The organism is Primorskyibacter flagellatus (assembly GCF_900176485.1).
GTDB classification, from domain to species: domain Bacteria; phylum Pseudomonadota; class Alphaproteobacteria; order Rhodobacterales; family Rhodobacteraceae; genus Primorskyibacter; species Primorskyibacter flagellatus.
The window spans coordinates 503,176-514,697 of the sequence record NZ_FWYD01000001.1 but is presented as its reverse complement, the minus strand read 5'-3'; the positions used below and the strand labels follow the sequence as shown (position 1 = coordinate 514,697).

General features: G+C 61.9%; 9 protein-coding genes. 7 read left to right on the top strand and 2 right to left on the bottom strand.

Features of this window, described 5'->3' with window-relative positions:
- Positions 1 to 117: 117 nt before the first annotated feature.
- A complete protein-coding gene (locus B8991_RS02415) occupies positions 118 to 882 on the bottom strand; it encodes a DsbA family protein (protein ID WP_179141410.1) in 765 nt (254 codons plus the stop codon).
- 177 nt (positions 883 to 1,059) lie between these two features.
- On the opposite strand from B8991_RS02415, the gene B8991_RS02410 reads away from it, so the two are divergent.
- From B8991_RS02410 to hpaR, 3 genes are all read left to right on the top strand, one after another.
- Positions 1,060 to 3,570, top strand: coding sequence for a heavy metal translocating P-type ATPase (locus B8991_RS02410; protein WP_084350187.1), 2,511 nt, complete (start codon positions 1,060 to 1,062; stop codon positions 3,568 to 3,570).
- Between the two features lie 11 nt (positions 3,571 to 3,581).
- Positions 3,582 to 3,977, top strand: a complete 396-nt coding sequence (gene cueR / locus B8991_RS02405) for a Cu(I)-responsive transcriptional regulator (protein ID WP_084350186.1) — start codon at positions 3,582 to 3,584, stop codon at positions 3,975 to 3,977.
- Between the two features lie 223 nt (positions 3,978 to 4,200).
- Positions 4,201 to 4,650: a homoprotocatechuate degradation operon regulator HpaR gene (hpaR, locus tag B8991_RS02400; RefSeq protein ID WP_084350185.1), complete on the top strand. Its 450-nt coding sequence runs from the start codon at positions 4,201 to 4,203 to the stop codon at positions 4,648 to 4,650.
- A 204-nt stretch (positions 4,651 to 4,854) separates the two neighbouring features.
- On the opposite strand, the gene mnmA is transcribed toward hpaR, so the two are convergent.
- Positions 4,855 to 5,997: a tRNA 2-thiouridine(34) synthase MnmA gene (mnmA, locus tag B8991_RS02395; RefSeq protein ID WP_084350184.1), complete on the bottom strand. Its 1,143-nt coding sequence runs from the start codon at positions 5,995 to 5,997 to the stop codon at positions 4,855 to 4,857.
- Positions 5,998 to 6,117: 120 nt separating this feature from the next.
- Between mnmA and sciP the strand changes: the two genes are divergently transcribed.
- The 4 genes from sciP to recG all read left to right on the top strand — a co-directional run bounded on the left by sciP (position 6,118) and on the right by recG (position 11,491).
- Entirely contained in the window at positions 6,118 to 6,396 is a 279-nt protein-coding gene (gene sciP, locus B8991_RS02390) for a CtrA inhibitor SciP (RefSeq protein WP_084350183.1), read from the top strand.
- A 94-nt stretch (positions 6,397 to 6,490) separates the two neighbouring features.
- A complete protein-coding gene (gene ctrA / locus B8991_RS02385) occupies positions 6,491 to 7,204 on the top strand; it encodes a response regulator transcription factor CtrA (protein ID WP_084350182.1) in 714 nt (237 codons plus the stop codon).
- Positions 7,205 to 7,286: 82 nt separating this feature from the next.
- Complete coding sequence (gene ligA / locus B8991_RS02380) at positions 7,287 to 9,407, top strand: NAD-dependent DNA ligase LigA (RefSeq protein WP_084350181.1); 2,121 nt, start codon at positions 7,287 to 7,289, stop codon at positions 9,405 to 9,407.
- The gene (recG, locus tag B8991_RS02375; protein WP_084350180.1) at positions 9,404 to 11,491 is read left to right on the top strand and encodes an ATP-dependent DNA helicase RecG; all 2,088 of its coding nucleotides are present in this window, start codon (positions 9,404 to 9,406) and stop codon (positions 11,489 to 11,491) included. The genes ligA and recG overlap by 4 nt, the downstream gene beginning before the upstream one ends.
- Positions 11,492 to 11,522 lie beyond the last annotated feature (31 nt).

The following is an 11,522-nucleotide window of genomic DNA, read 5'->3' as shown; positions in this document are numbered from 1 at the left end:
GCGTCAAGGGCCGCAACGCGGTTGTCGGGGAAGAGCGCCGCAAAAGACGACACAGCCGCGTCATGGATGAGCTGGACGCCAGGGGTGAAAGCGCCGGTGAAATCTGCCTTGCGTCACCTAGCAGACCTGCGTCCAGCCGGTCTGACGTTCATTTTCGATAAGGTTGAGCAAGCTTCGGTCAGAGATCCGGCCCTGTACCACGGTGCGGCCAATGACCATTGACGGCGTGCCGATCAGGCCGAACAGCTCTGCCAGTGCCGCGCTTTGGTCCAGCGCGTGCTGCACATCCCCGCCATTCATGTCGGCAATCAGCCGGTCGGGATCAATGCCCATTTGGGCGGCGAGCTTACGAAGATAACTTGGTGTCGGTTGAAACCGGGTGCCGAGCAAACGGTCGTGAAATTGCGTGTAGGTATTCTGCCGTCCGGCCGCCAGTGCCGCCTTCGCCGCGACAACGGAGGCATGCCCCAGCAGTGGCAATTCATGCCAGCTGACACGGATACGCTGCGCCGGATCGGTGGCCAATTCTGCCAGATGCCGAGTTTGGATCCGGCAATAGGGGCAATAATAGTCCGAAAACGACGCGATGGCGACGATGTCATCGGTCTGTTGAATGCTCCCGTATAGTGCCCTGCAGGGATTGGCGCGGACATCGGCCACCGAAACGCCGGGGCGCGGTTTTTGATCCGCATCCAGACCGACGAGAAAATTTCCCGAAGCAGAGATCTGCCCACCGGCGATCCTGCGAAACCCCTCCGGGTCACCCAGCGGTGAAAAGGCGGGTAATGGGGCGAAAATGTCTTTGACGGTTCGGATCGCAGGGCCAATGGACACGGCCGCGGCGGCTACGGTGCCGATGACAAGGATGCGTCTTGTGTTCACTGCGGCCCTCCAATGCTTCTGCCCGCCAGATGGGCCTCGCGGAGGGCCAAAGGTCAACAGTGAGCGGGGTCATTTCTTCGTGCGCATCCGTGTCGAATGGAAAAACCGGGTACCCCTCTTGACCTTACAGTCACTGGAAGCCTTATCTGAGCTGTCTAGCGACAAACGGAGACCGTCATGAACGCGACATATCAGGCAACACTTTCAATTGAGGGCATGTCCTGTGCCTCCTGTGTGGGGCGCGTCGACCGCGCGCTTGCGGACCTGTCCGGTGTGGAATCGGTGTCCGTGAACCTTGCCAACGAGACTGCGCGGCTGGAACTCGATGCGCCCGACCGGTTGGCAGCGGTGGCAGCGGCGTTGGACGAATTGGGCTACCCCGCGCGCCGGGGCGAAGCGGTGCTGAGCATCGCGTCTATGTCTTGTGCGTCCTGCGTCGGACGGGTGGACAAGGCCTTGGCCACCGTGCCGGGGGTGTTGGAGGTGAATGTGAACCTCGCCTCGGAAACCGCGCGCGTCACCTATCTGGAAGGCGCGGTCGAGCCGGGTGATCTGGTACGCACCGCGACCGAAGCGGGCTATCCCGCCCGGATCGCTGGTGCCAATGCGTCCCAGGACCAGACTGCGCGCAAAGAGGAAGAGGCGCGGGGCCTGGCCCGTCGCGTGACGCTGGCCGCCCTGCTTGCCCTTCCGGTGTTCATTCTGGAGATGGGCAGCCATATGATTCCCGGAATGCATGGGCTGATTGGCCGTACCATCGGTCATCAGGCCAGTTGGTTGATCCAGTTCGCGCTGACCAGTGCCGTTCTGATCGGGCCGGGGCGGCAGTTCTATCTCAAGGGCATTCCGGCGCTGCTGAAAGGCGCGCCTGACATGAACAGCCTTGTGGCCGTGGGGACCGGGGCGGCCTATGCCTATTCCGTCGTGGCCACCTTCCTGCCCGGGCTGCTGCCCGAGGCTGTGCGTGCCGTCTATTTCGAAGCCGCCGCCGTGATTGTCGTGCTGATTCTGATCGGGCGCTGGCTGGAGGCGCGCGCCAAGGGCCGCACCGGTGCCGCGATCCGCAAGCTTGTCGGCCTTCAACCCCGCACCGCGCGCGTGATGCGGGACGGCGAGGCGGTGGAGACCGACATCGACATGCTGCAAAGCGGCGATGTCATTGTGGTCCGTCCCGGCGAACGGATCGCCGTGGACGGAGAGGTGGTCGAGGGCGACAGTCATGTAGACGAAAGCATGATCACCGGGGAACCTGCGCCGGTTGCCAAGGAGACGGGTGATCCCGTCACCGGCGGCACCGTCAACGGCGCGGGCAGCTTGCAGTTTCGCGCGACGCGGGTCGGCGCAGATACGACTCTGGCCCAGATCATCCGCATGGTCGAGGAAGCCCAGGGTGCCAAGCTGCCCATTCAGGGGCTGGTGGACCGGATCACCCTGTGGTTCGTACCGGCCGTGATGGGGCTGGCGGCGCTGACCGTGCTGGTCTGGCTGGTGATCGGGCCGGATCCCGCACTGACGCTGGCGCTTGTTGCCGGGGTATCGGTGCTGATCATCGCCTGTCCCTGCGCGATGGGGCTGGCCACGCCGACCTCTATCATGGTGGGGACGGGGCGCGCCGCCGAGATGGGCGTGCTGTTCCGCCGTGGCGATGCGCTACAGGGGCTGGGGCAGGTGGGTGTCGTGGCGCTGGACAAGACCGGCACCGTGACCGAGGGACGCCCCGAACTGACCGATCTGGTGTTGGCAGAGGGATTTGCCCGCGCAGATGTTTTGGCAAAGATCGCAGCGGTCGAGGCGCGCTCGGAACATCCCATCGCCGATGCGATTTTGCGGGCCGCGAAGGCAGAAGGACTGACAATGCACGACGTGTCAGAGTTTGTCTCGACCACCGGGTATGGCGTGCGCGCGCTTGTGGGTGGGGTTGAGGTCCTTGTCGGGGCTGACCGCATGATGACCCGTGAGGGTGTTGATACCTCGGCACTCGTCGAGTCCGAAACCGCCTTGGCAGGTCGTGGCCGCACCGCGCTTTATGCCGCCATCGACGGGCAGATCGCGGCGGTGATCGGCGTCGCAGATCCGGTCAAGCCCGCCAGCCGCGCCGCTGTTGCGGCGCTGCACGGGATGGGGCTGAAGGTTGCCATGATCACCGGCGACAAACGCGAAACCGCCGAGGCCATCGCCCGCGAAACCGGCATCGACCATGTGATCGCGGGGGTTCTGCCCGACGGCAAAGTGGCAGCTCTGGACGAGCTGCGCGCGGGGGGCAAACAGGTCGCCTTTGTCGGCGACGGCATCAATGACGCGCCTGCGCTTGCCCATGCGGATGTGGGCATTGCCATTGGCACGGGCACGGATGTGGCGATTGAGTCCGCCGATGTCGTGTTGATGTCGGGCGATCTGCGCGGCGTGGTCAATGCGCTGGAAGTGTCACGCCGGACCATGGCCAACATCAAACAAAACCTGTTCTGGGCCTTCGGTTACAACGTGGCGCTGATCCCGGTTGCAGCGGGCGTGCTGTACCCGGCATTCGGCGTGTTGCTGTCGCCGGTTCTGGCAGCGGGCGCAATGGCGTTGTCTTCGGTCTTTGTGCTGTCGAACGCGCTGCGCCTTCGCCGGATCGCGCCGCTGATGGACGAGGCGAAAACGCCGGAACCGTTCGAAAGACGGCCTTCGGAGGTGGCGGCGCAGTGAAGGAGGGAGCGATGAATATCGGCGATGTATCGCGGCAGTCTGGTCTGCCGGCCAAGACGATCCGCTATTACGAAGAAATCGGCCTGATCACCCCGCAGCGCAGCGCCAATGGCTACCGTGTCTTTCGCGAACAGGACCTGCACAAGCTGGCCTTCATCGGGCGCGCGCGGGCCCTGGGCTTCGGGATCGAGGATTGCCGCGGGTTAATGAAACTCTACGAGGATACGGACCGCAGCAGTGCCGAGGTCAAACAGATCGCCGAAGAGCATCTGACAGAGATTGACCGCAAGATCGTCGAACTGACCGGAATGCGCCAGACGCTGACACGGCTCGTGCATGCCTGCGCCGGGGATGACCGGCCCGATTGCCCGATCCTGGCCGATCTGTCGGCACCGCCCGCAATATAGGCCGCATCGTGCGGCCGCGCGTGCCTTCGTGCTCACCGGTGTCGTGGCAGTCGGTTCGCCATTCAGATCTGACAGACTCTGATTTCGATCTGAAGATGCGGCACGACTTATCCTGACGATATTATCACTTGCGATATTAAGCAATTCCGCTTGCGCTGTTAACGTCACTCCATAACATGGGCAGCGGTCACACGGCCCGACCGCCACCCCAAGGAGCCTGCCGGTGAACAAGACGCTGCCATTGACCTCACGTTCGCTGCCTATTCTGCTGATCCGCGCGCGCGAGGCTGTCATGGCACCGATCCGTTCGATGTTGGCGGACTCCGGTTTGACTGAACAACAATGGCGGGTTTTGCGGGTGTTATCCGAATACGGACCGCAGGACACGACCGACGTGGCGGACCGGGCGTCTTTGTTGCTGCCCAGTCTCAGCCGCATTTTGCGGACGATGACCGAGAAAGGGCTGATCACCCGTCAGCAGCATGACGGTGATCGCAGGCGCCAAATTCTGATGATCACCCCGGCGGGGCAGGCAGTCATCGATGAAAACATCGCCGAAGCTGCGGCGATCGCCGATGCCATCAAAGCCCGGCTGGGGGACGAGAATTACGAGGCTCTTCTGGATCTGCTTGACTTGGTGACGGCTGAACAAAAAAGCCAAACGTCGAAGTGACACGTGTAGCCGTCTTCGTCGCTTTGAACTATCTGAATGTTTTGACCTCAATGGCCGCGACAAATTCCGTTACGATCTTGTAGGGCCGTCCCTCCCCAAAAAATGGGCGGCGAGGCGCAAAAGCGGCCCGACCTTGCAGCGCCGTCGCCAACGGACAGGGATATGTCTTCGGTATGTGTGGCCCCGCCTGCACAGCGTCAGTCATTATCTGCCGCCTGCCCAGATCCAGCCACCACCCAGGATGCGGGTGCCGACGGTTTCGTAGAACACGCAAGCTTGACCCGGCGCGACGCCTTGCTCGGGCGTCAACAGTTCCACCTCTGCCTCTGTGTCCGAGATCGGGCGCAGGATCGCCTCGCGCGGGGGGCGGGTGGATCGCACCTTGACCGAGATGTGCCACTCGTCGCGGCTGGTGATCGGGGCGTCGCCCAGCCAGTTGATCTCGCGCACCGGAACGATCCTTGTGGCCAGCATTTCCTTTGGGCCCACGATCACCTGCTTGGCATCGACATCCAGCTTGACCACATAAATCGGCTCGCTCAGCCCGCCGATGGCAAGGCCCCGGCGTTGTCCGATCGTGTAATGGATGACGCCTTCGTGCCGCCCCAATACCCGCCCGTCGACATGCACGATGTCGCCGGGGTCAATCGCGTCGGGGCGCAGTTTCTCGATCACCGAAGCATAATCGCCGTTGGGGACAAAGCAGATATCCTGACTGTCGGGCTTGTCTGCCACGGCCAGCCCGTATTTGGCAGCCAATTCGCGGGTTGCGGCCTTCGACGGCAAATGCCCAAGCGGAAACCGCAAAAAGGCCAACTGTTCCGGCGTTGTCGAGAACAGGAAATAGCTTTGATCGCGGTTGGCGTCTTCGGCGCTGTGCAGTTCCGGCCCATGCGCGCCGTCCTTCCGCTGGATATAGTGGCCGGTGGCCATGCAGTCGGCCTCCAGATCTCGGGCGGTTTCCAGCAGATCCTTGAACTTCACCCGCTCATTGCAACGGATGCAGGGCACCGGCGTGGCACCGGCAAGATAGCTGTCTGCGAACTCGTCGATCACCGCATCCTTAAAAATGTTCTCATAATCCAGCACATAATGCGGAAAGCCCATTTCCTCGGCCACGCGCCGCGCGTCGTGAATATCCAGCCCCGCGCAGCACGCGCCTTTCTTGGCCAGCGCCGCGCCATGATCGTACAGTTGCAGCGTCACACCCACCACGTCATAGCCTTCTTCGGCGAGCTGTGCTGCCACGACCGAGCTGTCGACGCCGCCTGACATGGCGACGACAACGCGGGTGTCGGCAGGCGCCTTGGCAAAGCCAAGCGAATTAAGAGGTCTATCGAGGGGCATAACAGGTTCCTTGGGGTTTGCGCGGAATATAGGCAAATGCAAGATACTCTCAAGGGGCGGTTTCATATCTCCTTAAGAGCCGTCGCGGCAATTTTACCCTGTAATGAGAAGGGTAAGGTGATGTTTTTGAAAAAGGTTGAGGGTCCGCGCACGGTTACGTTGCCGGACGGGCGGGTGATGACACATGCGGATCTGCCCCCGCCCGAGACGCGTCGCTGGGTGGCGTCGCGTAAACTTGCCGTTGTCAGGGCCGTAGCTTACGGGCTATTGACCCAGGACGCTGCCAAGTCGCGCTATGCGTTGAGCGACGATGAATTGCACGAATGGGTGCGCGCGCTCGCCGAGCATGGCGAGGAGGCCCTGAAAGCCACAGCGGTGCAGCGATTTCGACAACCATGAGTTGCGTGTCGCTAAATCGCGTCTATAGTAACGCACAGTTAACTAATTTCACGGACGTTCGGGTGTGAAGGGTCTGTAAACGGAGAAAACAATAATGCGCGTTCTGCTGGTGGAAGACGATCCCGCGACGTCCAAGAGCATTGAAATGATGCTTACCCATGCCAATCTCAACGTCTACGCCACCGATCTTGGTGAAGAAGGCATAGATCTGGCCAAACTGTATGACTACGATCTGATTCTGCTGGATCTCAACCTGCCCGATCTCAACGGGCATGAGGTTTTGCGCCAGCTTCGACTGGCACGGATAGAGACGCCGATCCTGATCCTGTCAGGCGCGGATGACACCGAAAGCAAGATCAAGGGATTCGGGTTTGGGGCCGATGATTATCTGACCAAGCCATTCCACCGCGAAGAGCTGATTGCGCGTATTCACGCGATCATCCGCCGGTCCAAGGGACATTCGCAATCGGTCATCCACACAGGCAAGATTGCAGTCAACCTTGACGCGAAAACTGTCGAAGTCGATAATAAAACGGTCCACCTGACCGGCAAAGAGTATCAGATGCTGGAGCTGCTTAGTCTGCGCAAGGGCACCACCCTGACCAAAGAGATGTTTCTCAATCATCTATATGGCGGCATGGACGAGCCGGAACTCAAGATCATCGACGTGTTTATCTGCAAACTTCGCAAGAAACTGTCAGAGGCGACCGGCGAAGAAAACTATATCGAAACCGTCTGGGGCCGTGGGTATGTGCTGCGCGATCCAGAACCCGCGCTTGCGCCCGCGCGGTTGGCTGTCGGGGCCTGACAAGCTCTGGACCTGTCGTCGCGCGAACCCTATCACTGTGACCTGACGCCCAGTTGGGCATCCGCAGAGAGAGTGGGGACGCGTGACGGACAAGATTGCGGTCAAAGACCTGACGGAAGATCAGGCGAAAGCAGAACTGAAAAGGCTTGCGGCACTGATTGCGGTGGCCAACACCGCCTATCATACCGACGACGCGCCGGAGATTTCCGACGCGGAATATGACAAGCTGAAACACCGCAATGCCGAGATCGAGACGCGGTTTCCCGGTCTCAAGCGCGCGGACAGTCCCAGTGAGCAGGTCGGTGCCGCGCCGGCGGACAAGTTTTCCAAAGTCACCCATGCCGTGCCGATGCTCTCACTCGGGAATGCCTTCGATAATGAAGACGTCACAGAGTTTGACGTCCGGATCAGGCGCTACCTCGGCCTGAGTGACATTGACGCGCTGCCCTACACGGCAGAGCCCAAGATCGACGGGCTGTCGCTGTCGCTGCGCTACGAACAGGGCAGGCTGATCCAGGCCGCGACGCGTGGCGATGGACGCATCGGCGAAAATGTCACCGCCAATGCGAAGACCATCGACGACCTTCCCGAACAGATCAAAAACGCCCCTGACGTGCTGGAGGTGCGCGGCGAAGTCTACATGAGCCATGATGATTTCGAAGCGCTCAACGCCCGCCAGTCGGATACCGGACAAAAGCTGTTTGCGAACCCCCGCAATGCCGCGGCAGGTTCGCTGCGGCAACTTGATCCGAACATCACGCGCCAACGGCCATTGCGGTTTTTTGCCTATGCCTGGGGCATGCTTTCCGAACCGCTGGGCGATACCCAGATGGCCTCGATCGAGCGTCTGGAAGGGTTCGGGTTCCAAACAAATCCGTTGACGCGGCTCTGCGACGGGCCGGACGAGATGCTGGCGCAATACCACGAGATTGAAGCCCGGCGCGCGACGCTGGGTTACGACATTGACGGCGTGGTCTACAAGGTGAACGATCTGGCGCTGCAAGAACGCCTGGGCTTTCGCAGCACCACGCCCCGTTGGGCCATTGCCCATAAATTCCCGGCCGAACTCGCCTGGACCCGCCTCGAAGCCATCGACATTCAGGTCGGCCGCACAGGCGCGCTTTCACCCGTGGCCCGGCTGACCCCGGTCACGGTCGGCGGTGTCGTGGTGTCCAACGCGACGCTGCATAACGAAGATTACATCGCGGGACGCGACAGCACCGGTGCCGAGATCCGCGACGGCAAGGACATCCGCATCGGTGATTGGGTGCAGGTCTACCGCGCCGGCGATGTGATCCCCAAGATTGCAGATGTGGATCTAGAAAAACGCCCGGATAATTCCGCGCCTTTCGCGTTTCCGACCACCTGCCCGCGCTGCGGGTCAGAGGCGATTCGCGAAGAAGGCGATGCGGTGCGCCGCTGCTCTGGCGGGATTATATGCCCTGCGCAAGCCGTTGAGAAATTGAAACATTTCGTCAGTCGTGGTGCATTTGACATCGAAGGTTTGGGCGCCAGGCAGGTCGAGCAGTTCTACCACGACGGATGGATCAAGGAGCCCGCCGACATTTTTGAGCTGGAGGCGCGCTATGGCTCTGGCCTGCAACAGCTAAAAAACCGGGAGGGATGGGGCGAAAAGTCTGCCGCCAACCTGTTTTCCGCCATCGAAAACCGCCGGACGATCCCGTTGCGCAAACTGATTTTCGCGCTCGGTATTCGGCATGTGGGCGAGGGGGCATCGAACCTTCTTGCGACGCATTACGGCAGTTGGGAGGCATTCGAGGCCGCGATGGGCGAGGCTGCCTCGCTTGAAGGCGGCGCTTGGGCGGAACTGACCGGGATCGACGGCGTCGGAAACGTGCTCGCGGAATCCGTCGTCACCACGATGAAGCAAGAGGCAGAGCGCGCCTCGATTGATCGGTTGGTGGCGCATCTGACGGTCCAAGAGGCATCCCGCCCCGACACCGAAGGCAGTCCCGTCGCTGGCAAGATCGTGGTCTTTACCGGCACATTGGAACGCATGACACGGGCCGAGGCCAAGGTGCGCGCCGAAGCGATGGGTGCCAAGGTGTCCGGTTCTGTTTCAGGCAAGACAGATATTCTGGTTGCCGGTCCCGGTGCCGGGTCCAAGGCCACGAAGGCGCAAGAGCTGGGCGTGACCGTGATGGATGAGGAGGCTTGGCTGACCCTCATCGGGCAGATATGAGCGGTCGGCCCGAGGTCCTGTTTCCGCTGTTTGCGGATGTTCAGGGGCTGGACGGCGTCGGCCCGAAAACGGCGGCCCATCTGGGCCAGCTTGGCATCGAATGTCCGCGCGATCTGCTTTTCACCTTGCCGTATTCGGGCATTGATCGGGCCTTGCGCGAAACGGTGCAGGGCGCGGATTTGCCCCGCGTTATCACCGTCGAAGTGACGATCGGTCAGCACCGGCCGCCGCGTGGCAAGGGGGCATACCGCGTCGATGTTCAGGATGCGAAGACCAGCTTTCAACTCGTCTTCTTTCATGCGCGGGGTGATTATCTGCTGCGCGCATTACCCGTTGGCGCGCGGATGCTGCTGTCGGGAAGGGTCGAGTTTTTCGACGGGATCGCGCAGATGGTGCATCCCGACCACATGGTTTCACCCGATGCGGGCCATCAAATCCCGGCGTTTGAGCCGGTCTATCCGCTGACGGCCGGAGTGACCCAAAAGCTGATGGTCCGCGCCGTGGCCGATGCGATGACCCGGCTGCCGGATCTGGGCGAGTGGATCGACGGGTCGCAGAAGGCGGCGAAGAACTGGCCTGACTGGAAGGCCGCGATTGGGGCTGCGCATGCGCCGGAGGGCCTCGCCGATCTGGCGGCAAATGCGCCTGCACGCGAACGACTGGCCTATGACGAATTCATGGCGCATCAGTTGACGTTGGCGCTGGCCCGGATGAACCGCAAACGCGGCAAGGGGGTCGCGACGCGCGGCGATGCGCGTCTGCGAAACAGGGTGCGGCAACAGTTGCCTTACGCCCCCACAGGCGCGCAGACCCGCGCGGTTTCCGAGATCGAGGCCGATCTGGCGCGGCCCGAACGCATGAACAGGCTGCTTCAGGGGGATGTCGGCTCTGGCAAGACGCTTGTGGCGTTCATGGCGCTTCTGATCGCGGTCGAGGCTGGCGGGCAGGGCGTGATGATGGCGCCCACCGAAATCCTCGCCCGGCAGCATCTGGAGGGGCTGCAACCGCTCGCGGAACAGGCAGGCGTGGTTCTGGAACTGCTGACCGGGCGCGACAAGGGCGCGGAACGGCGCGCAAAGCTGGAAGCGCTCGCCGACGGAGATATTCAGATCCTTGTCGGCACACATGCGGTGTTTCAGGCGGATGTTGCGTTTCGCGATCTGCGGCTGGCGATCGTGGATGAGCAGCACCGGTTCGGCGTGCGCCAGCGGCTGGAACTTGGCCGCAAGGGGGCGGCTGTCGATGTGCTGGTGATGACCGCGACGCCGATTCCGCGCAGTCTGGCGCTGACGCAATATGGCGATATGGACGTGTCCGTGCTGGACGAAAAGCCACCCGGCAGGCTGCCGATCCGGACGGCGATGATCTCGACCCAACGGATGAGTGAGGTGATTGATCACCTGCGCCGCGCCATCGGCGATGGCAGGCAAGCCTATTGGGTTTGCCCACTGGTCGAGGAAAGCGAGGTTTCCGATCTGTCCTCTGCCGAGGACCGTTTTGCGCATCTACGGGCGGCCTTGGGCGAAGGCATTGTCGGCTTGGTGCACGGGCAGATGCCACCGGCGGAGAAGGACGCCGCGATGGCCCGGTTTCAGCGTGGCGAAACATCCGTGCTTGTCGCGACGACAGTGATCGAGGTGGGCGTGAACGTGCCGAATGCGACGATCATGGTGATCGAGCGCGCCGAATCCTTCGGGTTGGCGCAGTTGCACCAGTTGCGGGGCAGGGTGGGGCGTGGCGACAAGGCCTCGACCTGTCTGCTGATGTATCAGCCGCCGCTGAGTGAGACCGGCGAGAAGCGTCTGACCACCCTGCGCGAAACCGAGGATGGGTTTCGTCTGTCCGAGGTGGATCTGGAGATGCGCGGCGCGGGCGATCTGATCGGTACGGCGCAATCCGGTCTGCCACGGTTTCAGATCGCAGACATGGAAGCGCAGGCGGCGTTGATGGCCGTTGCCCAGTCGGACGCGCGCAAGCTGTTGGCAGACGACCCGACCTTGCAAAGCGATCGCGGTAAAGCGGCACGCGTATTATTGTGGTTGATGCGCCAGGACGAGGCGATCCGGCTGCTTTCGGTCGGCTGAACAGACTTGTGTCGCCCCGGCGATCTCTTCG

What these genes read in the sequence shown, in the direction of transcription:
- B8991_RS02410 (WP_084350187.1), top strand. Translation starts at nt 1,060, where the DNA reads ATGAACGCGACATATCAGGCAACACTTTCAATTGAGGGCATGTCCTGT.
- cueR (WP_084350186.1), top strand. Translation starts at nt 3,582, where the DNA reads ATGAATATCGGCGATGTATCGCGGCAGTCTGGTCTGCCGGCCAAGACG.
- mnmA (WP_084350184.1), bottom strand. Translation starts at nt 5,997, where the DNA reads ATGCCCCTCGATAGACCTCTTAATTCGCTTGGCTTTGCCAAGGCGCCT.
- sciP (WP_084350183.1), top strand. Translation starts at nt 6,118, where the DNA reads ATGTTTTTGAAAAAGGTTGAGGGTCCGCGCACGGTTACGTTGCCGGAC.
- ctrA (WP_084350182.1), top strand. Translation starts at nt 6,491, where the DNA reads ATGCGCGTTCTGCTGGTGGAAGACGATCCCGCGACGTCCAAGAGCATT.
- recG (WP_084350180.1), top strand. Translation starts at nt 9,404, where the DNA reads ATGAGCGGTCGGCCCGAGGTCCTGTTTCCGCTGTTTGCGGATGTTCAG.